The sequence below is a fragment of the Pseudomonas sp. 3-2 genome (genome assembly GCF_019710535.1).
Taxonomy (GTDB): domain Bacteria; phylum Pseudomonadota; class Gammaproteobacteria; order Pseudomonadales; family Pseudomonadaceae; genus Aquipseudomonas; species Aquipseudomonas pharyngis.
The window spans coordinates 3,890,511-3,909,733 of sequence record NZ_CP081200.1 but is presented as its reverse complement, the minus strand read 5'-3'; the positions used below and the strand labels follow the sequence as shown (position 1 = coordinate 3,909,733).

Here is a 19,223-nt window from a genome sequence, read left to right as displayed (position 1 = left end):
CCTGTCAGTCGAGTTTCTTGTTTACGTCCACCAGTAACGCGGCGATTTCTTTGCGGCGCCCGGCATCGGCACTTTCCCGGCCCGGGCGCGGAGCGGCTTGCAGGGCTTTTTGCAGCGCTGCCCTGGCTTCAGCGTAGCGTTTTTGACGGTAAAGATGATCGCCCCAGAAGTACAGACTGTCGATGCCGTCGGGGTTGAGTTGCAGGGCTTGTTTGAGCAGTTGTTCAGCCTTGTCGCTGTCACCAAAACCGATCGGCCAGCCCGGTACCCGGTCGTACAGCGCGGCGAGGCTGGTGTAGGCCGAACCTTGCAATGCCTTGGGATCGAGAGTCAGTGATTTTTCCAGATCGGCTTCGGCGTCCTTGGCTTTGCCCAGCGCCCCGAGTCCGCCCTCGGCACCGGCCCAACTGCTGGTGACGATGCCTTTCCAGATCCAGGCCTCGGCGACGGCCGGCCGTTCGGTGGCGAAGTGCGTTGCCTGGACGGCCAACTGTTCAAATGCAGCGGCCCGCTGTTTTTCCGGGGTCTCGTATTGGATGTGCGCCCAGCTCTGCTGGATGCTGTTGAGGCGTTGTTGATCGGCAGCGTCCAGCGCCCAGACACTTTGACTGAGGGCGCCCAGCAGCACACAGGCGAGAAGTTTTTTCATGGTTTCGGCGTCTCGTTCTCGGGTTTTTCACTCAGGCGACGGATCAGTGGCAATTGCTTGCGCAGACCGCGATCCACCAGATTGGGCAGCAGGCTGTTGAGGCGTACGAAGAAGCGCTCCGGCCAGCCCAGATAGAGGTCGCGGCGATCACCGGCAATCGCATGAATCACCGCAGCGGCGACGGCTTGCGGATCGTCGACGCTGGCTTTGAGTGCATCGTTCAATGCCTGGGCGGCGGGGCTGTTCATGCTGGTGCGTGTGGCGCGGGGCGCCACGTACAACACACCGACCCGGGTATCCGCCAACTCTCGGCGCAAGGCCTCGGAAAATCCGCGCAAGGCAAACTTGGTCGCGCAGTAACTGGCATAACCGGGATAACCGATCGAACCATAGGTCGAGCCGACGTTGACCACCATGGCACTGTCGGCCTGCTTGAGCAGCGGCAGCAACAGTTTGGTCAGGCAGATCGGCGCACCGATGTTCACCGCCAGCATGGCGTTGATGTCGCTGTCGTCGAGCTGTTCCAGCATTGCGAAATGATTGACCCCGGCGGCGTTGATCAGCAGGTTGATGCCGCCGATGGCCTCGGCGGCGGCCAGCACCTTGCGCCGGTCGCTGAGGAATGTCAGGTCGGCAGCGACCCAGCACAGGTTCTGTGGGTAAAGATCGAGCAACGGGCGCAGCGATTCCTGATGCCGCGCGACCGCCAGGACCTGCGCACCGGCAGCGCACAGGGCACGCGTGATCGCTATCCCGATGCCGCCGCTGGCACCGGTCAGCACCACACGGGCTTCATGCAGCTGCATGTTGAGCCTCCGTGTCACGGGGCAGGCCGCGGAACATGTCGGTGTAGAGCCGATAGACGACTTTCGAGGCATGGATCACCGCCGCCTGGTCGGCCGGATCTTCCAGCTGATTCATCAGCCGGCGATAGGTTTGCATGTGCTCGATGTCCAGCGAGCCGTGGGAGCTGAGGTAGCTGAACGCCGTTTCCGGCAGGGCCAGACGTTCGCGGATGCTGCCCGCCGCATGGGTGGCCAGGGCGATGCTGGTGCCCTCCAGCACGTTGACCATGCCAAACAGACCCACCGGATTGCCTCGGGCGATCAGATCGTAAAGAAAGCTGACCATCAGCTCGATCGGCAGCGACGGCTGGCCATCACGCACAGCGTTACGGTCACCGCCACAGGCCTCGATGTCGTTGAGCACCCATTGCTCGTGGCCGTATTCGTCCTCGATGTATTCGCACACAGCTTTGCGCAGCCATTCCAGATGCGTCGGCAGGCGCGCACCACAAGCCATCATCAGCGGTACGGTGTGGCGCACGTGGTAGTAGGCCTGGGCGAGAAACGCGCGATAGCTTTCAAGGCTGACCTTGCCTTGCAACGCATCGAGGATGATCGGCAAATTGAACAGCTCGTGGCGTTCCTGGTGCGTGGCTTCTTGCAAGGTGTCAAAAAAGCTCATGGTGCGGATTCCTCGGAAAAGGCGGATTCGGTAAGCACGGCGCGGTACTGCGCGACGATTGCCTCGCGGCGGGGGCGACCGTTGGCGGTGAGCAGGCCGTTGGTGGCCGTGAAAGGTTGTTCGAGGCGTGTCCAGTGATGCACCTGGGCGTAATCGGGCAAGGCCTCGTTGGCAGCGGCGACGGCGGCTTCCAGTTGTGCATCGGTGCAATCAGGGCGATGTGGCCAGAGCAGGGCGTGGTTGTGCGGCAAGGCCTCGCCATACACAAAGGCCTGGGCGATGTGCTGGCGCTGAGTCAGTTCGGACTCGACCCATTCCGGGTTGACGTTGCGTCCGAAACTGGTAACGAACTGATGCTTCTTGCGGCCCTTGAGGTAGAGAAAACCTTCCGGGTCGAACTCGCCCAGATCGCCGCTGGGCCACCATTCATCGCTGTACGTCGGCTCGCCAAGGTAACCGAGCAAGGTCGAGCCTTTGATCAACACCTCTCCGTCTTCGGCAAGGCGCACGTCGACATGGGGCAGGGGCCGCCCGACACTGCCCGGACGACGTGCGCCGGGTCGGTTGAGGCAGACCACCGAGGCGCACTCTGACAGGCCGTAACCTTCGTAGACCGGCAGGCCGATTCGTTGCGCGCGGTGCAGCAGATCCTCGGAAACCCGTGCGCCACCAACGGCGGCAAAACGCAGCGATTGCGGATCGAAGGCTTTCTGTTCGGCAGCGCTGACCAACAGCAAAAGCAATTGCGGCACCAGGATCAGACTCTCGGGCGCCCGGTGGGCCAGGCAGCCCAGCAAGCGCGGCAGGTCGACGCCGCTGGCGCCCTGGATGCCCAGGGTTTTCTGGCTCGGCACGCTCAGCGTTGCGCCGGCGTACAGGGCCGCGTAACAGCCAAGGTTTTCCAGCAGGATTGCCAGCGGCAGCAACGCCACGTGATGTTGAGGGGCTGTGGGTTTGCTGGCCTCTTCCAGCTCCCGAGCGACCCGCAGCAGACTGTAGGCGCTCAGGCACACGCCTTTCGGTGTGCCGGTTGTGCCGGAGGTAAACGTCAGTTTGGCGGTACCGGCGGGCAGGCGGTTCGGGCCTTCAAAGGCGCGGCACCAGAATTCACCGCGTTGTTCATAACCGGCAGCGAGCAATTCTGGCTCCAGCTCCGGTTCGGCGATCACTCGTTCGGCCTGGCTTTGTTCCAGACAATGGGCACGTTGTGCCGGACTGAAGAACGGCGGCAGGGTCACGCACGTCAAGCCTTCAAACAACGCCGCCAGATCCCAGAGTATGGCTTCGACGCCGTTGTCCAGCGCCAGGGCGATGACTGTCACCTGCTCATCGCGCAGGCGCTGCTGGCGGTACATCACCTCGGCGTACAGCGTCGTGTAACTGATTTTCAGCGTGTCGCCCCACAATGCCAAAGCGTTGTCATTGCGCCCTGCATGGCTGCGCAGGGTTTCCTGGAATCGTTGACGTTCAAGCGACATGGCAGGCTCCTTCGATAGACGTCGGCAATCCCAGCCGGCTGAACAGACCGATGTTGCGCAGATGGATGAAACCGGCGCGGATGTTGCCGACATGCACCCAGGGTTTGCTTTCGTAGTAACTGCCCCAGTGGTGACGGTCATCGCCCAGGCGTTCCGGGTCGGCGGCGCACAGCGTCACGGGTTTCAGACCCAGGCGATGGAAGCTGTTGACCAGCCCGATATTGCCGGTAAACGTCACCCACTCCAGACCGCCCATGGCCAGCAGGTAAGTGATGGCAATGATGCTCAGGCGCGCGCTGCCGGTGTCGTTGGCGGCAAGATTGCCGACTTCGACAATCGCGCTGCGCTCCACCGGATGGTCTGCCGCCGCGCTGATCAACGGCTCGATCGGTTCATCCAGGTAACGTTCGAGAAAAAGTGGTTCAAGGTGCGCACGACGTACTCCGGCAACCGCGCAAAGGTCGCCGGAGTCGTTGTGCACACCAAACAGTTCGGGCATGAAATGGCGGATATCGGCGCCGTGGGCCTTGCGAAAACGTTGTTGAATAAACGCTTCGAACGCCGCTCGTTGAGCGTCGCCGGGTGGGGCGCTCGACAGTTGCATCCGCGGTGTTTCGCCTTGGCCGAAACGCAGGGGCAGGGGGATGTTCCAGTCAGAATCGGGCATGGGCTGAACGCCTCCCTCAATAGGTTTGAGTGGAGTATCCGGACCATTTCTTAACGAAGTCTGAAGGTGAAAAAAGGTTAACGAACGTCGGATCTTCAGATTGTCTTAAGACTGTCACGGCAGTGTGACGCCGTCGGTTCGCCCGGCAACCGGATCGAGACAGCCGAACGAATCGGCCTTCGCTTACAACAATCACGAGGCAACTATGACCCGCGACCTGGCCGCACCCCGTTATGGAAAACTGTCGATCACCTTGCACTGGCTGATGCTGGCGCTGTTCGTGGGCGTGTATGCCTGCGTTGAAATAAAAGGCTTCATGCCCCGAGGCAGCGAAGCGCGAGGCCTGTTAATGGGCCTGCACGGAATGTTCGGCGCGAGCATTTTTGTTCTGGTTTGGGTGCGCCTGTTTGGCCGCCTGACGCCTCGTCCGCCGATTATCCCCAAACCTCCTGCCTGGCAGACGGCAATCGCGCACCTGATGCACCTGGCCCTGTATGGGCTGATGATTGTCACGCCAGTGCTGGCCTGGCTGATGCTCGCGGCCGGCGACAAACCTTTTCCGTATATCGGCTTTCATGTGCCGGCGCCGGTGGCGGTCGATCCGGACCTGGCCAAGCAGATCAAGTACTGGCATGAACTGCTGGGCAGTACGGGCTATTGGCTGATCGGCCTGCACGCGGCGGCGGGACTGTTTCATCACTATTGGGTGCGGGACAACACGCTGCTGCGCATGCTGCCGTTGCGTCAGCGTTGAGTTCGTTATCAAAAAGCCAAAGGCAGTCTGCCGGGCAGGTGCTGGCGCATCATCTGGCAAACGGCAAGAACTGAGGGCACTTTCACAACATTCCGGTCAGCGGTTTGACCGTATGGATTGAGCTAACTACGCTGCCCTCATGGAAGTGTCATCCGCACGACAAGGAGTGTCGGTTATTCGCGCAGCCGTTCGTTCGCCTTTTATTCTGAGCCTGTTCCTGCCCCTCGCATTCAGCGCCATGGCTGCCCAGCCACCCCTCGATCCGCTGGAAACCCTGAGCCGCATCAATCGCAACTACAACACCCTCAAGGATGCCTGCCAGGAGCCCGACACCGGTGCCGCTCGCGGGCTCTATTACTGCAGCGGGGTGACGTTGCGCATGGTCAACGACGGGCCGTTCAACCCGTGGGACTACAGCCCTTACGCGATCAAGATCGGCGCGACGTCCTATTCGTGGATCCGCAAGGATCTGAGCACCCGCATCCTCATTCATCCAGCCGGCTTCATCTTGCGCAATCCCACTGATGCGGCGGCGCTGCAATTGCCGGTCAAGGAGCAAGGCTTCACCTGCATCTACGCCTTCGATGGCGGCACCGGACCGGAGCGCAAGTGGTATGGCTGCGGCTTTTTCGACAGTCGTGAACCGCCGCGCGCAGCTCAGGGAACGATGAACAACAAAAATGCCGCGCTGGCCTATGGCACCTGCGCCGAAGCCGGGGTGACCACCGCCGAGCAGTGGACCAACAAGTACACCGGGTTGATGAAAGGGCCGATCCAGTACGGCCAGTGCTCCTGGAACGCGGAGAAGCCCAGCGACTGGAATGCGATGATCCGCGTCCACGAATCACGGGTGAACACCACCAATAAAGACCCGTTCGCCTTCAGCGCCCAGGTCAACGAATTCATGTTGAAGAACGCTTCGTCGACCAACGACGGCAGCGAAAACATGAAGTACATCGAGGCCTTCATCTACAACGTCAACAGCACGCAGAACTTCGCCACTCGTGGCGATCAGGCACCGCCGAAACCGGAAAACGGCTTGAACAGCGCGCGCAACTTCCAGAAGAAACTCCAGGCTCAGGGGTACAGCGTGCCGGTCCTGCGGCTGGACTTCACCAAGCCGCCGGAGCAGCGTTTCAGCTACGTCGCAGCGGATCAGGCGATTGATCTGACATCCGCTGGCAGCGGGCAAGCCACGCCGGCTCCGGTGCCTCGCTACATTGCCTCGGCCAACTGGGTCGAACGCCACGACCCCGGCACGGGCAAGAACGAGTGGACCCTCAATGTCACGCCCACCGCTCAGGGCAAGGCGATTCAGGCCAGCGATCAGGACGCGGTGTACAAGGAATTGTTCGCGCTGCGCGGTGCCGACAGCCAGTGGCGCGACAACGAAAAATCCGCCGGCAGCATGCGTCAGCAACTGAGCTGCCTGGTGCAGAACTACCCCGGAAAGACCGAGTGGAATCTGGAACCATTCCGTCCCGTTGTCACCCCTCAGGAAGCGGCCAAGGCCGGTTGCAATCCGCTGCCGGTTAAGGTGCCGCAATACATTGCATCTGCCGACTGGGTCAAACGTTACGACCCGGGCACCCGTCAGGATGAATGGACCTTGAGCGTCGTGCCGACCGCCGCCGGGCGTGCCTTGCCTAACGATCAGATCGACGCCTTGTACCAGCAGTTGTTCGCCCTCAGAGGTGCCGATGGCAACTGGCGCGACAACGAAAAATCCGTCGGCAGCATGCGCCAGCAATTGAACTGCGTACTGGTGAATTACCGCGCCAAGACGCCTTGGAATCTTGAACCGTTCCGGCCTGCGCTCTCGGACAGCGAGACACGTTCGGCAGGTTGCAACCCGGTTCCGCGTTAAGCCCGTCCGATGCAGCAGGACGTCGCATAGGGTTGAGCAGGGAAGGTCAGAAGCACCATCAGGGAGAAACACGTCATGAAAAAGCGCTGGAACAGGATTGTTCCGTTACTCGCGGTTCCATTGTTTCTGCACGCGACTTCGGCCAGTGCCGAGTCCTGCGAAGAAACCCTCAAACGCGTTGAAGGCTTGTACAACAACACCGTCGCCAGTTGCGGCAAAGACCCGGCGTCGGACTGCTCTGGGCTGTTGATCCGAGGCACACACCGGGCCGATCCGGCAAAAGGACAGAAGTGGGATGTGTGGAACCCAAGCCCCAAAGCGGTCGAACTCGGAACGTTTGCCGCGTCCTACATGCGGGCTGATGGTATCAGCTACGAAGACCCCGGCATGAGCACGCAAAACGAGTACATCATCACCCCGGTCGATATGGTGCGTGACCCGGAAAATCCGGTGCATGTTTACTGCGCATTTCCCAACGATGCCTGGACCGATTTTCGCGACGATCGCGGCTGCGGCAACAACAAGAACACCAGCCCGACCGAAGCGGTCTGCCAAGCCATGGCGCCGCCGATCACCAACATTAACGCGTGGGTCGCGCACTTCACCAAGTTCAACAACAACCGCCAGCAGGATCAGCTGCAATGCGGCTTCAACATGCGCAACCCGATGAGCAGCCAGGATCGGGTCAATGCGTTCCAGAACTTCATGGGCGCCCGGCGCGTCATCAACACCCGCGAGTTCCAGACCCAGACCGAGCTGCGCCTGGGCAATCCGAAAACCGATGAATTGCCGATCCTGGCGTTCTTCTACAGCGACTCGCGGGGCTTGAACGATGCGCTGGCCAACCAGCGCGATTACAAGAACAAGACCGGCAAGGACCGCAACATCGTCAAGATCGACTTCCCGAGAACCCCGACCGCCAAGGCCACGTTCTCATGCATGCAGACGGCAGCGCCACCGGCGCAACAGTTCTGCGACAAGTACATCGAGTCCAGCACCTGGGCTCAACGGGACGATCCGAAACTCGGGCCGAAAACCTGGTCACTGGAAGTCGTGCCGACCGCCTGCGGTCGCGCGATCAAGGACGATCAGACCGACCGCATGTTTGCCGAGCTGTACAACAAACACAAAAACGACGAGCAATGGCGCCAGTACAGCGTCAACGGCGGGTCATTGCGCCGGCAACTGGTCTGTCATCTGGCAGCGACGTTTGATGGCAAGCCTGTGAGGAACAAGCCGGAGTGGAACCTTGAACCGGCACGGCCGTATGTGGATCAGGCGACGGCGGTGGCGCAGCGGTGTAATCCGTACTGAGGTTGTTCGCTGTGAAATCCGGTCTGCCGATGCCGTGGGTGTCGGCAGACCGTTCTGTTTTCCGCTGGTCAATCAGCGTATTGACATATCGAATAATCTCGATATTCTCGCGGCATGGACCTGATCGAAGTATTCAAAGCACTCTCAAACCCGGTACGGCTTGAAATCCTGAAAGGCTTGAAAGACCCCGTAAAGAACTTCCCCCCGCAGGACGAGGGCGACGTTCACACGGTGGGCGTGTGTGTGAGCAGTATTCAAGAGGGCATCGGACTCTCGCAGTCAACGGTGTCCGGTTATCTTGCAACGCTGCAGCGTGTGGGCCTGGTTGAAGTCAGGCGCATCGGTCAGTGGACCTACTACAAGCGCAATGAAGCCAACATCAGCGCCTTGGCCGAGGTCATAGGGAAAGAGCTGTAAAAAATTTACCGCACGATATCGAGATATCTCGATATCCCTTATTGTCGATACGAGGATTCACCATGAAAGCGATGCTGCTTGAATCATTTGGCAACCCGGAATCGTTCACGCTCTGCGACGTGCCCAAACCCGTGCCGGAAGCGGGACAAGTGCTGGTCCGGGTACACGCGACCTCGATCAACCCATTGGATTATCAAGTCCGACGCGGCGACTATCAGGATCTGGTGCAACTGCCGGCCATCACCGGACATGACGTCTCCGGCGTAGTCGAAGCGGTCGGCCCCGGCGTGACGGCTTTCGCCCCCGGAGACGAAGTCTGGTACACGCCGCAAATCTTCGACGGCCCCGGCAGTTATGCCGAATACCACGTAGCGGCCGCCAGCATCATCGGCAAAAAGCCGCGCTCGCTGAGCCATCTCGAAGCGGCCAGCCTGAGCCTGGTGGGCGGGACAGCATGGGAAGCCTTGATCGTGCGGGCAGCGCTCAGAGTGGGGGAGAGCATCTTGATCCATGGCGGCGCAGGCGGCGTCGGCCACGTCGCCATCCAGCTCGCCAAAGCGATGGGCGCCAAAGTGTTCACGACCGCACGCGAAGCAAACGCCGAGTTCGTCCGCCGCATGGGCGCCGATGTGATCATCGACTACGAAAAGGAAGACTACGTCGACGCCATCCTGCGAGAAACCAATGGCCTCGGAGTAGACGTGGTATTCGACACTATCGGCGGCGACACCCTCGCGCGCAGCCCCGACGCCCTCGCACAACTTGGCCGCGTGGTCTCGATCGTCGACATCGCCCAGCCACAAAACCTCGTCCAAGCCTGGGGCAAGAACGCGAGTTATCACTTCGTGTTCACCCGTCAGAACCGCGGCAAGCTCGATGAATTGAGTGCCCTGGTGGAGCGCGGTCAACTGCGGCCCCACGTTGGCGCGGTGTATTCACTTGCAGAGATTCCGCTGGCCCATGCGCGGCTGGAAAGTCCCAATAATGGTCTTCAAGGAAAAATTGCGATTGCGGTCGAGCCGTCACTTCGTTCGGGTTCTGTGGAGGATGCGTCATGATTTATGAGATCGCTTTGCTTCCTGTTCACGCCGAACGTGTTGATGAGTTCCGACGTGGATTTGCCGAGGTTGTGCCTTTGCTCCGCCGCGCAAATGGGTATGGCGGGCACATGCTTGCGAAGGGGATTGAAACGCCGGAGCGGTTCAATTTGATCGTGCGGTGGGAATCGCTTGAGGCTCATACGGATTTTGAGGCGGGGGAGGATCACAGGGTTTTTATGCTGGCGCTGGAGGGGTATTTTTCGGAGGAGCCGCAGGTTTATCACATTGAGGGGGCGGCTTTTACTGCTGGCGAAGGTGATGGGGCTCTTTGGCCCGAAAACTGAAACAGGAGCCCTTCAGAAAAAGGGAGCAGATTCACTACCTGAATCTGCTCCCTTTTTTGTTCGTTAAGCTCAACCGTTGGCGTTTGCTCTCTTTTCCGCCGTCACGATGCAAGCCTTGTAGAAATTGGAATGGAAATCGCTGATCGCTTTCTGCTGCAAGCTCTCGTTTGAGTACTGAGGAATCGCGTACGCCTCGCGGATCAACGTCTTGAACAACTCACCCACATACTCGCTCTGCTTGCCTGCCGCTTCGGCCAGTTCCGACAGCGAAGCCATGGGCACGCCTTGCTGCCTGCTCTTCATGACCTGTTTGGCTGAATTTTCTATTCGTTGGCACTCTTCGAGCTCTTCCTGTGGCACAGGGGAGGCAAGAGCGGAAAGGCTGATGGTGAAGGTTATCGCTGCTGCAAGACATTGTTTGTGCACGAGGTGTCGTCCCTGGTTTTGAGGCTGAACCTTATCATTCGTGGCTCGGCGCCACCATTGCAGGCAGGGAGAAAGAGCGCCAGGTGCTGGCACGCGGCCACGCCTTGCGCCCCCCGGTTTCGGCTGTCACCCTTCGGCCCGTTCTTCAAGGATCAGAAGAAGGAATCAAGGATTGAGTGGCTACATTCCCAACCCGCCTAAAAACTATCGCAACAAAGGAACCGACCCCGTCGACATTCATGCCCAGCGTTGGGCTGAATATGAGCAACACGGGAAGGAACCGGCATCGGCACGTGAAAAAATTGGCATAGCCCTGCGGATCGGAGTGTTCTTCGATGGGACGGGGAATAATGCCAATAATGCTGCTGCGGGTTTACTTTGCGGTGCCCATCATCCCATTGCTGCTCAAGATATTGATGCCAGTTGCAAGCCGTTCATGAAAGATCCGGACAGCAGCTACGGTAACGACACCAGTAATGTGCAGAAATTGAGTGACTTGTACTACGCACCTCAGAAAGCCGAAGGGGAGGGTTCGCAGAAGCAAGCCTTCCGCATGGTGTATGTCGAGGGGATCGGGACGCGCTCAGGCATGGAGGACAGCACGCTTGGGGCTGGCACTGGTCGAGGTGAGACGGGGGTTGCAGGTCGTGTTCAGCTTTCGTTCGCGGAGATTAAATCGCGCATTGAAGATGTGCTGGATGAACATCCGAATTGCGAAATCACCTCTCTGACGTTCGATGCATTCGGTTTTAGTCGTGGCGCCGCTGCTGCTCGACATTTTGCAAATGAAGTCGTGCGTGGCGCACAAGGGCCTCTCGGTGAAGTTTTGCGCAGCAATGCCAACGACCTCAGTTCAACTTTCAATGCTCAGTACAAAAGCAGTATCAACATGGGCTTCATTGGCCTGTTTGACACAGTGCCGTCAATCGCCGGATGGTCCAATCTTGGCAATATCAAAAGCCCCGTCGCAACGGGTATCAAGTTGTACCTTGATCGTCGTTTCTTCAGTGATGTCGTCCAGCTAACCGCTCGCGACGAGTGCCGCGCCAATTTCGCCCTCAGCCGCGTCAAGCCAGACCATACGGAAATCATTCTGCCGGGTGTTCATTCCGATCTTGGCGGTGGTTATCTCGAAGAAGCACAGGAAAATGTGCTCGTAAGTCCTATGCAAACTCTCGATGTGTCCCAGAATACTGATGTCACCACGACCTCTATTTACCGTGATGCGGTGGCGGCCAGAGAACAGTGGATTGGCAAAGGATGGCCAGCAGAAATGCTCGAAATCGTCACGCCTGATGCGGCGCCTATACCGAGTAACCTGCAAGATAGACTCAGTCCACGTGCGAAACGTATTTATGCGGCCGTCCAGCTCAAGCGACCTGTCAGCGGCATGCTGTCCAGGGTTTACCTGCGAGTGATGCATCACTTGGCAAAAGAAAAAGGTGTTCGCTTCAACGATGTTCCCGGGACCGCTGCCTTGGCTGTTCCCTCAGAGCTGCAAGCGCTGTGCGATCGGTTTCTGAGCGGTGACTACAGCACCACCCCGCAAGAAGAACAATTACTGAAACTGAAGTACATTCACACGTCCGTAAACTGGAATCATCCCCTTGGGCGAAGAGATGGAAGTGGTATCAGAGCCGTCTACATTAACGCTCCAACGGCAGACTCGATTCGCGTGCAACATCCTCACGTACCTGACTGGACACTCTGGTAATGAAATTCCTTGTCACCCTGCTCTGCGCGTTGTTCATGACCGGTTGTCAGTCTGCTGACCCACTGTCAGCAAAAAATGACCCCAAGTCTGAATGGTGGGAATTAGCTTTCACTGAACCGAATTACATGAAGGTTTGGGTGGAAGACAGCTCTGTGCAAGACATTACGGGCAAAGTCTTCTTCAGAACAGGTGGAGGAACAGCAGCAGGCGGAGAGCCTGACGATGGAACCGAGTCTGCCCGTGGTTGGACAGGCGTGGGCGGTAGCGGAAAACGCGTTGTAGGTGCCGACTTACCAGTTCGTATCTACGTTCGCTGGCAATCCATTGTGGAACAGAAAACCTGGCAGGCATGGGTGGATATACCGGAAGAGGCCAGACAAATAATGGTGAAGTCCACAAATCAGCGCTGTCCTGAAACACCGGAGAAAACTGCGCGGTTCATGGCCTCGGTTTATTTGGGGCTGGCGCCAGGCGGAGTGGTACAGGTGTGGGTCCGAGATTCATGTCGACGCCCAATCAAAGTGGCTCGAATGCAGGGTGAAATCGAACCACTGGGCCCGGAGCAGGGGAGGAACGAAGGACGTTACGCGTATCCAGTCAGTGAAAAGTCCAAGCGCTACATCGAGAAGTACGGCATTCCTTATGGAAGCTGGTAGCTATCAGCGAATGAAGCGATTCATCACCCTGTTTTGTGCATTGTTGGTTACTGGCTGTCATTCGACCGACCCGCTATCAGGTAAAAAAGACCCCAAATCCGAATGGTGGGAATTGGCATTCATCGAGCCTGATTACATGCAGGTTTGGGTGGAGGACAGTTCTGTGCAGGACGTTACCGGCAAGGTCTACTTCAATGCCAATGGCGGTTCCGCAGCCGGTGGCGAGCCTGAGGACGGCACCGAGTCGGCTCGCGGCTGGTCCATCGTGGACGGTAGCGGAAAACGAGTGGTGGGTGCCGATCTTCCCGTGCGGATATATGTTCGATGGCAGTCAATCGTTGAAAAGAAAACCTGGCAAGCCTGGGTGGATATTCCAGAACACGCCAGACAATTGATGGTGGAATCCACCAGCAAACGTTGCCCGCAAACACCTGAACGAGAGGCGCGGTTTATGGCGTCGGTTTACTTGGGGCTGGTGCCCGGCGGGGTGGTGCAGGCTTGGGTTAAAGACTCGTGTCATAAGGCGATCAAGGTCGCTCGGGCGCAAGCAGAGATCGAACCGTTAGGGCCTAGCCAGGGTAGGAGCGAAGGACGCTATGCTTATCCGATCAGTGAACGGTTGCAACGCTACATCGAGAAATTCGGCATTCCGTACGGTAGTTGGTAGTTAGGGAGGAATGACGAGGAAAAAATAGGGCGGACTTCTGAGAAGTGCATTCGTCTCCTTTTGTCCTCTTTGTTGACGCTCGGGTTCATACCCCTCGACATCGAGGAGCGCGTCGCCCCATGTAGGGGCGGGCGACTCTGATCCACATGAGGCGCAGCAGAAACCAGGTTCACCACAATCCCTGTGGGAGCGAGCTTGCTCGCGATGGCGGCCGTCTGGTCGCTACATCTCCCGACAAGCTTAATGGATTATAAAGTGGCGTATAAAATACGCGTTTTTTAATAATGGAATGTTCCGCTTCTAATATGGTTTTTGACCAAAGGTTCTCAGCTCCAATTGGTGACGTTCGATGAGGTCGTGAAGATTAAGTAGTTTTTTACGGAGCGATTTGCAGTAGCTGAGCTCGTCTTCACTTAATGCCTGTCCATACTGAAAAGAGCGATTTCCTGTAGCGAATCCACGGAAGTCAATGCTATCGCTCCAGCCGTAGGGGAATTTGAAATTTGGGTCGAAATTTTCAACGCTTCTGTAGATCTGTTCGGCGAGCGCGTCGATTTTTTCCTCTAATGCTCTGAACATAGGAAGCTGTGACCACTTTTTAAATGTACTGCCAACACCTCTGGCCGCGCTTTGACGGTCTGTTACAAAGGTTTTTAAGGTTCTATACGATTGCAGGTCAATTTCGCGACAATGATCGTAGCGCTCTAATCCGTAAAATAAATTTGAAGATATTTTATTTAATTCTTTCTGGTAGGAAACGGCTTTCTCGTGATGCAAGTCCGTATCGATTACACCCAAGGAACTTGGTATTTTTAGATCCAGCCAATATTTCACGCAGTCGTGAGCCCGTTCCAGGGGGCTGTTGTCATTAAAGCTGTTATTTTGATATTTAACCCAATCTACAATGTCTTGCATCCCGAATATTGAAGTTAAATTTGAATCGTGACCATTTATTTTCACCTTTGGTGCCCGCATCTGGCTGGCGAATACAATCCAGATTCTAGTGTGCGTTTTGTCTAGTTCGTGCTTGTAAAAACCATTGATCGTGCTATCAGTTTTTTGTTGAAAGTTTCCTGATTGAAAAGTGATCTGAATGCATACGCCATTTTTGTCGTCCGCCAGGTCCACGGCGGGAAAATTAAGTCCAAAAAATTCTTGAGGGGCATTGATGGTGGGGAATTCTGTTAGTGTTCCGTTTAAATTGTAAAACTCAAATCCGATCGGCTTTCCGGCTTCGTTAAAAAGGTGCATGAAAAGGTCTTCTGCCTTCCGGGCTTCATCTGTGAGCCCGAGCTGGCATTCATCAACTACAGCGCTTGCATAGCGCTCCAGCCTTTTTCTTAAATAATTGACCATGTCTTCTGCGGCAGCTATAGCCATTTTTTTGACCTGTTGGTTTTTTAAGTATTGGCTGTTGACTCAGGTAGTATTCTTCGCCTGCGGTCAACGTAGATAAAGGTCTCGATTTTTACGCAAGTCTGGATATAGAGTGATTTGCTTTTGTCCAGTATTTATATGTCTGCGTTTGCTGTGCGATCATTTTTGTTCCTTATGAAATGATGATGTTTAGAAAAGAGCTGACCAACCGCTCCCCGTTAACCACCACATGCATCCCATGCACCCCCGCATAATGCTTCCTCGTAGTGAAATCCTTGATCACCTGCCGCCGCGCCACAACCTCACTCCCAAACCCCGCCAGCTCCAACGTCTTCAACTTGAAAACCTTGGCCGACGTCCCGCCATTCGCCTTCACATAGTCAATCGCATAATCAATCACCAACCGCTGTTCAACTGGTACCAACGACTTCACCGTAAACGACAAGGTGATCGTCTCCCCAAGCCGCACAACTGCCGGCTCCACCTTCACATCCAGCAACTCAACCTCGGCCTTCGCCCCCGCACCGATAACCGTGAGCGCCCGAGAATTCCCCTGTTTGATCAAACTCCGTAGCGCATGTTTGGCAATCCACGCGGTGTGTTTGTTCTCCAGCGACCACCCCTCAACTGTATCCAGCACCCACTCCGGATGCTCTTTGGTCACGTCATTCAAATGATTCGCCACGGACTTGCGCACGTACAAACTTTCATCGGCCTTCAACCGATCAATAATCCCGGCAGCCAACAGCGGATCCGCCTGCACCGTTTCCAGCCGAAACGACCACGGCAGGCGAGGGCGGCTGCCTTCGCTGGCGAGTCTTCGGACGTGGTGGTTTTCGTCTCGGGTCCAGTCGTGCATCAGTTCCAGCGAGCGTTCCAGGTCGCTGCGCAGGAAGTGGCGGATGGCGAATTCGGAGGAGCCGAAGGTGGTGAAGTATTTCAGGGCTTCCATCGAAGTGTCGAACGCGTGCGCGCCGTAGCACGCGACGTAGTGCGGCAGGCACATGCTGACGAAGCCGCTGTTCAGTCGCGGGGCAAGTTCGCGCAGCACAGCGAGGGAATCTGCGTAATCCAGCGGCAGCACCGCGTGCAGGCTTTCGCTGACACGGGCCATGCGTTGCATGACGGAGAGGTCGGCGAGGCCGTCGTTGGCATGCTTGAGAAATGCCTTGGCTTTGAATGCCGGGTACACGGCGCTCATTTCTGTAGCGATGTGTTGCAGGCGTTCGGCGTTGAAGATTTCTTTGAGGGCCGGGGCGGCGATTTCGGTGGCGCTCATGGTCAGGTCATCGGGGTGTCGATGAACGCCTGGGTGCTTTCGGCGTACGCGGTGTACTGAGCGATGCGCGGGAAACGTTGAGCGTCGATCTGGTCGGGGACGACGAGGCCGGTGAAGCTCCAGGCGACGGCTAGGGTGATACCGTCCTGCTGGAGAGGGCCGTCGGTGGGCAATGGGTGATTTTCGAGTTCATGTTCAAGGGCGGTGAAGGCGGCGGCGAGTTGACCTTCGACGCGTTCGACCCACGGCTGGTATTGAATGTCGGCCGGGCGCAGGTTGCGTTCGTAGTAGAGCTGCACGGCTTTTTCGCAGGCGGCAAGGCCGAGGCCGATCAGGCGCAGGGCTTTGACCCGTTGCGGCAGGTCAGTGGGCAACAGGGTTTTGCCGGACAGGGATTCGAGGTAGTCGAGGATCAGGGTCGAGTCGATCAGTACTTTGCCGTCATTGAGCACCAAAGTCGGGGCCTTGACCACCGGGTTGATCTGCTGGAAGCGCTCGAAATGGCGAAACACCGATACCGGGTCGTGTTCCAGTTCAATACCCAGGCACTTGGCGGAGATCGCCACGCGGCGGACATACGGTGAGTCGAGCATTCCGATCAGTTTCATGTGCACTTCCCTGGAGGCGACGATCTGGTGATGTGGGTGACGAATGTAGCGGCAAAGTCTGTGGGCTGACTACCTCGTGACAACGGGCCGACGGTCGTTGCTGAGCGTATCACCGATGAAACACCCGAAAATAAAGGCCGGGACGGCCCTTGCGGAGGTCTTTGCCGGATCTATAGTCAAAGTGCCAGCACCGACCAGGGATGGAAAAGTTAAGCGAGTTCAGGCCCTCTGACTCAGTACTCGTTTGTATTACTCCCTTGTAGTCCATGACCCCTCGATCGTTAAGGCGGTGACCTGTGCGCTGGATAAAGGCGTGACGGGAGGAGAGAAACCAGGCAGGGGAAAATGGGATGAACAACTATCAGCGAGTGACGGTGGGCGTTTTGTGCATCGGTCTAGTGGCTTGCAGCAACCGGCCGGAGAAAGGGATTGTGGTTCAGGAGTGGGTGACCAATACGGAGCAGTTGAATTTGCGACCGATTTTTCCACCCCGTGGAAACTTTGAAGTCGGTGACATTTATGTTGTTCGGGCTGCCAACGCGGGCAGCAAGATGAAAACCGCGAACTACTACATGAGTTCGGTTTGGTTTGATCGAATGAACCTCGACAACGAACTGATTAAGTTTGCTCCTCATATTTCGCCTGCCAGGACACCGGAGGACAAGTCCGGGCTGGTGGTCCCGACGGGCGTTCCGGCACTACTCGTGCCGAAAACGCGAACCCGAATAAATTCACTCGTTGCGTTCCCGGCCTTTACGTTTGCTTCTCTGGGGGAATATGAATTGGGGCTGGGGGTTTCGAACAGTGCTATTGGTGCACTGTTCAGTGGTGCAAAAAAATCGTCCTATTCGGTAGCGTACTCTGTGCCATTGGCGGAAACCTATGGCGTGGGATATCGAGATGCGCTGCTGGTAGCCAATACGCACATGAACAAATACAAGGCCGACAATTACAAACAATTGGAGAGCGCGGTCATTTCCTTGAAAAACGAGGTCAAGGGTGACGACAAAGACACAACCGCTGTGCTTGTTCTGGTGACTCAGGTTTATCTGGCCCGATCAATGGATGTGGTTATTTCCTCGACCGACAGCAGTGGTGCACAACTGTCAGCCGTCACGCGAGCGCTGACTGATCTGGATGAGCGAAAAACTGCGGTGGAAGCTCAGTTACGCGGCCTGAAGTCTCCACCGTCAAAAGACAGTGGTGCGGCAGCTGACGCAGATGGCGGCGGCGATGGCACGGCAGCGGCGAAGCCTGCAGCAGCCGCCAAGGCAGCGGTTGTTCCAAAGGCCGGTGATGTGGGGGCCAAGAAAGCAGACGCGCCTGCGGCCAATCAAGCAGCGATTAACCAGAAACAGGCAGAGCTGGCGCAGATCAATGCCGATATCCGTAAACGTGTGGAGGCTATTACCCCCGCAATGCCTGGTGTCACTGGGTCGGTCGTGAAATCCACCGCGTCCAGTCTGACATTGCGTCAAGTATTCGAGTATCCAGTGGCCATAGGCTATTCGGGCATCAACATCGACATTGAAGTGCTTAAGAAGTCGGGAAACGTCGTCGAAAAACCGAGCATCACAACCTATCCATTGAAAAAAACGATCAACGTCGAGTTTGAATGAGTGATGGGTCATTGCCGATCTGCTGTGCCAGGTCGGCGAGACCTTCTCAATCCTGGGTCCGGATTTGCTCCGGCTTATCTCATCGTTAGCCTGACTCGAGATCAGTGCCAATGTCGCTGAATGCGGAACGGTAAGGTTGCAAGACGGGAAAAATGCGACAAAGCGCCGCTCGTCTGACGTTTGTCTTCTATATACAGCCGCTCGACTGAATTTCTTGCTATAAACGCACTCCGATGAGCGCTGTGAAGCCTGTGTCAGAGCAGTTTCCGGGCCTTGTCGGACAAATTCCCGGTATTTACAGTTGCTGAGGCCTCAAACGGGCCTTAGACTGCCGCCCCTTCGTAAATTGAGTGCCGGGTGGCGTTTGCAATAAACGATGCCTTTCCGATGACCGCAGGCGGTTCGCCGGAACGCTCCCTAATTCGCCTTAATGCACGTTTTTTATAGAGATATCAATGACAAAGGACAAGTTGCTGGCCATGCCGGCAGATGACTACATGAATGCCGAGCAACATGCTTTCTTTCGAGAGCTGTTGCAGAACATGAAAGTCGAAACCCATGAGCGCATTGAGCAGAACCGTATTGCCATCGAGAGCCTGGACACCCCGGCTGACCCGGCGGACGCCGCATCGGTGGAAGAAGAGCGCACCTGGCTGGTAAACGCGATCGATCGTGACCAGCGCATGCTGCCGCAACTCGAGCAGGCCCTTGAGCGTATCAAGGAAGACAGCTTTGGCTGGTGCGACGACAGCGGCGAGCCGATCGGCCTGAAACGCCTGCTGATCAGCCCGACCACCAAGTACTGCATCGAAGCTCAAGAGCGTCACGAGCAGATCGACAAGCACCAGCGTCAGGCCTGATTCCTGAGGCGACCCCTTCA

General features: G+C 57.1%; 20 protein-coding genes. 11 read left to right on the top strand and 9 right to left on the bottom strand.

The window, feature by feature from the left end:
• Window positions 1-4: 4 nt before the first annotated feature.
• Genes K3819_RS17520 through K3819_RS17500 form a run of 5 tightly spaced genes read right to left on the bottom strand, consistent with a single transcriptional unit; the run spans window position 5 to window position 4,261 of the window.
• Window positions 5-649, bottom strand: coding sequence for a tetratricopeptide repeat protein (locus K3819_RS17520; RefSeq protein ID WP_221397585.1), 645 nt, complete (start codon window positions 647-649; stop codon window positions 5-7).
• Complete coding sequence (locus tag K3819_RS17515; RefSeq protein WP_221397584.1) at window positions 646-1,455, bottom strand: SDR family oxidoreductase; 810 nt, start codon at window positions 1,453-1,455, stop codon at window positions 646-648. Before K3819_RS17515 ends, K3819_RS17520 begins: the two co-directional genes overlap by 4 nt.
• Entirely contained in the window at window positions 1,442-2,116 is a 675-nt protein-coding gene (locus K3819_RS17510) for a TenA family transcriptional regulator (protein WP_085610629.1), read from the bottom strand. The genes K3819_RS17515 and K3819_RS17510 overlap by 14 nt, the downstream gene beginning before the upstream one ends.
• Window positions 2,113-3,594 carry an AMP-binding protein gene (locus tag K3819_RS17505; protein ID WP_221397583.1) on the bottom strand — a complete coding sequence of 494 codons (1,482 nt, stop codon included), beginning with the start codon at window positions 3,592-3,594 and terminating at the stop codon, window positions 2,113-2,115. The genes K3819_RS17510 and K3819_RS17505 overlap by 4 nt, the downstream gene beginning before the upstream one ends.
• Window positions 3,584-4,261, bottom strand: coding sequence for a thermostable hemolysin (locus K3819_RS17500; protein WP_085610627.1), 678 nt, complete (start codon window positions 4,259-4,261; stop codon window positions 3,584-3,586). Before K3819_RS17500 ends, K3819_RS17505 begins: the two co-directional genes overlap by 11 nt.
• Window positions 4,262-4,466: 205 nt before the next feature.
• On the opposite strand from K3819_RS17500, the gene K3819_RS17495 reads away from it, so the two are divergent.
• The 6 genes from K3819_RS17495 to K3819_RS17470 all read left to right on the top strand — a co-directional run bounded on the left by K3819_RS17495 (window position 4,467) and on the right by K3819_RS17470 (window position 9,997).
• Window positions 4,467-5,015, top strand: a complete 549-nt coding sequence (locus tag K3819_RS17495) for a cytochrome b (RefSeq protein ID WP_221397582.1) — start codon at window positions 4,467-4,469, stop codon at window positions 5,013-5,015.
• A gap of 175 nt (window positions 5,016-5,190) precedes the next feature.
• Window positions 5,191-6,882 carry a DUF2599 domain-containing protein gene (locus K3819_RS17490; protein WP_409348355.1) on the top strand — a complete coding sequence of 564 codons (1,692 nt, stop codon included), beginning with the start codon at window positions 5,191-5,193 and terminating at the stop codon, window positions 6,880-6,882.
• Window positions 6,883-6,957: 75 nt separating this feature from the next.
• On the top strand, window positions 6,958-8,196 hold the full coding sequence (locus K3819_RS17485) for a DUF2599 domain-containing protein (protein WP_221397580.1): 1,239 nt from the start codon (window positions 6,958-6,960) through the stop codon (window positions 8,194-8,196).
• Between the two features lie 114 nt (window positions 8,197-8,310).
• Entirely contained in the window at window positions 8,311-8,613 is a 303-nt protein-coding gene (locus K3819_RS17480; protein ID WP_007950555.1) for a helix-turn-helix transcriptional regulator, read from the top strand.
• 62 nt (window positions 8,614-8,675) lie between these two features.
• A complete protein-coding gene (locus tag K3819_RS17475; RefSeq protein ID WP_221397579.1) occupies window positions 8,676-9,671 on the top strand; it encodes a zinc-dependent alcohol dehydrogenase family protein in 996 nt (331 codons plus the stop codon).
• Entirely contained in the window at window positions 9,668-9,997 is a 330-nt protein-coding gene (locus tag K3819_RS17470) for an antibiotic biosynthesis monooxygenase (protein WP_221397578.1), read from the top strand. The genes K3819_RS17475 and K3819_RS17470 overlap by 4 nt, the downstream gene beginning before the upstream one ends.
• Window positions 9,998-10,066: 69 nt before the next feature.
• Here the strand turns inward: K3819_RS17470 and K3819_RS17465 are convergent, their stop codons facing one another.
• Window positions 10,067-10,423, bottom strand: coding sequence for a hypothetical protein (locus K3819_RS17465; protein WP_221397577.1), 357 nt, complete (start codon window positions 10,421-10,423; stop codon window positions 10,067-10,069).
• A 172-nt stretch (window positions 10,424-10,595) separates the two neighbouring features.
• On the opposite strand from K3819_RS17465, the gene K3819_RS17460 reads away from it, so the two are divergent.
• From K3819_RS17460 to K3819_RS17450, 3 genes are read left to right on the top strand one after another with little or no spacing between them, the layout of a single operon-like run.
• Window positions 10,596-12,137: a phospholipase effector Tle1 domain-containing protein gene (locus tag K3819_RS17460; RefSeq protein WP_221397576.1), complete on the top strand. Its 1,542-nt coding sequence runs from the start codon at window positions 10,596-10,598 to the stop codon at window positions 12,135-12,137.
• The gene (locus K3819_RS17455; RefSeq protein ID WP_221397575.1) at window positions 12,137-12,793 is read left to right on the top strand and encodes a DUF2931 family protein; all 657 of its coding nucleotides are present in this window, start codon (window positions 12,137-12,139) and stop codon (window positions 12,791-12,793) included. Before K3819_RS17460 ends, K3819_RS17455 begins: the two co-directional genes overlap by 1 nt.
• Window positions 12,794-12,803: 10 nt before the next feature.
• Entirely contained in the window at window positions 12,804-13,460 is a 657-nt protein-coding gene (locus K3819_RS17450; RefSeq protein WP_221397574.1) for a DUF2931 family protein, read from the top strand.
• Between the two features lie 300 nt (window positions 13,461-13,760).
• Here K3819_RS17450 and K3819_RS17445 read toward each other — a convergent pair whose 3' ends face one another.
• The 3 genes from K3819_RS17445 to K3819_RS17435 all read right to left on the bottom strand — a co-directional run bounded on the left by K3819_RS17445 (window position 13,761) and on the right by K3819_RS17435 (window position 16,724).
• Entirely contained in the window at window positions 13,761-14,840 is a 1,080-nt protein-coding gene (locus K3819_RS17445) for an SMEK domain-containing protein (protein WP_221397573.1), read from the bottom strand.
• A 169-nt stretch (window positions 14,841-15,009) separates the two neighbouring features.
• Window positions 15,010-16,116, bottom strand: coding sequence for a DNA alkylation repair protein (locus K3819_RS17440; RefSeq protein WP_221397572.1), 1,107 nt, complete (start codon window positions 16,114-16,116; stop codon window positions 15,010-15,012).
• 2 nt (window positions 16,117-16,118) lie between these two features.
• Complete coding sequence (locus tag K3819_RS17435) at window positions 16,119-16,724, bottom strand: glutathione S-transferase (RefSeq protein ID WP_221397571.1); 606 nt, start codon at window positions 16,722-16,724, stop codon at window positions 16,119-16,121.
• 350 nt (window positions 16,725-17,074) lie between these two features.
• Between K3819_RS17435 and K3819_RS17430 the strand changes: the two genes are divergently transcribed.
• A complete protein-coding gene (locus K3819_RS17430; RefSeq protein WP_221397570.1) occupies window positions 17,075-18,343 on the top strand; it encodes a hypothetical protein in 1,269 nt (422 codons plus the stop codon).
• Window positions 18,344-18,798: 455 nt separating this feature from the next.
• The gene (locus tag K3819_RS17425; RefSeq protein ID WP_085610614.1) at window positions 18,799-19,203 is read left to right on the top strand and encodes a TraR/DksA C4-type zinc finger protein; all 405 of its coding nucleotides are present in this window, start codon (window positions 18,799-18,801) and stop codon (window positions 19,201-19,203) included.
• Window positions 19,204-19,223 lie beyond the last annotated feature (20 nt).

What these genes read in the sequence shown, in the direction of transcription:
- K3819_RS17485 (WP_221397580.1), top strand. Translation starts at nt 6,958, where the DNA reads ATGAAAAAGCGCTGGAACAGGATTGTTCCGTTACTCGCGGTTCCATTG.
- K3819_RS17430 (WP_221397570.1), top strand. Translation starts at nt 17,075, where the DNA reads ATGAACAACTATCAGCGAGTGACGGTGGGCGTTTTGTGCATCGGTCTA.
- K3819_RS17455 (WP_221397575.1), top strand. Translation starts at nt 12,137, where the DNA reads ATGAAATTCCTTGTCACCCTGCTCTGCGCGTTGTTCATGACCGGTTGT.
- K3819_RS17445 (WP_221397573.1), bottom strand. Translation starts at nt 14,840, where the DNA reads ATGGCTATAGCTGCCGCAGAAGACATGGTCAATTATTTAAGAAAAAGG.
- K3819_RS17480 (WP_007950555.1), top strand. Translation starts at nt 8,311, where the DNA reads ATGGACCTGATCGAAGTATTCAAAGCACTCTCAAACCCGGTACGGCTT.
- K3819_RS17505 (WP_221397583.1), bottom strand. Translation starts at nt 3,594, where the DNA reads ATGTCGCTTGAACGTCAACGATTCCAGGAAACCCTGCGCAGCCATGCA.
- K3819_RS17475 (WP_221397579.1), top strand. Translation starts at nt 8,676, where the DNA reads ATGAAAGCGATGCTGCTTGAATCATTTGGCAACCCGGAATCGTTCACG.
- K3819_RS17425 (WP_085610614.1), top strand. Translation starts at nt 18,799, where the DNA reads ATGACAAAGGACAAGTTGCTGGCCATGCCGGCAGATGACTACATGAAT.
- K3819_RS17470 (WP_221397578.1), top strand. Translation starts at nt 9,668, where the DNA reads ATGATTTATGAGATCGCTTTGCTTCCTGTTCACGCCGAACGTGTTGAT.
- K3819_RS17495 (WP_221397582.1), top strand. Translation starts at nt 4,467, where the DNA reads ATGACCCGCGACCTGGCCGCACCCCGTTATGGAAAACTGTCGATCACC.
- K3819_RS17435 (WP_221397571.1), bottom strand. Translation starts at nt 16,724, where the DNA reads ATGAAACTGATCGGAATGCTCGACTCACCGTATGTCCGCCGCGTGGCG.
- K3819_RS17450 (WP_221397574.1), top strand. Translation starts at nt 12,804, where the DNA reads ATGAAGCGATTCATCACCCTGTTTTGTGCATTGTTGGTTACTGGCTGT.
- K3819_RS17440 (WP_221397572.1), bottom strand. Translation starts at nt 16,116, where the DNA reads ATGAGCGCCACCGAAATCGCCGCCCCGGCCCTCAAAGAAATCTTCAAC.
- K3819_RS17500 (WP_085610627.1), bottom strand. Translation starts at nt 4,261, where the DNA reads ATGCCCGATTCTGACTGGAACATCCCCCTGCCCCTGCGTTTCGGCCAA.
- K3819_RS17515 (WP_221397584.1), bottom strand. Translation starts at nt 1,455, where the DNA reads ATGCAGCTGCATGAAGCCCGTGTGGTGCTGACCGGTGCCAGCGGCGGC.
- K3819_RS17510 (WP_085610629.1), bottom strand. Translation starts at nt 2,116, where the DNA reads ATGAGCTTTTTTGACACCTTGCAAGAAGCCACGCACCAGGAACGCCAC.
- K3819_RS17520 (WP_221397585.1), bottom strand. Translation starts at nt 649, where the DNA reads ATGAAAAAACTTCTCGCCTGTGTGCTGCTGGGCGCCCTCAGTCAAAGT.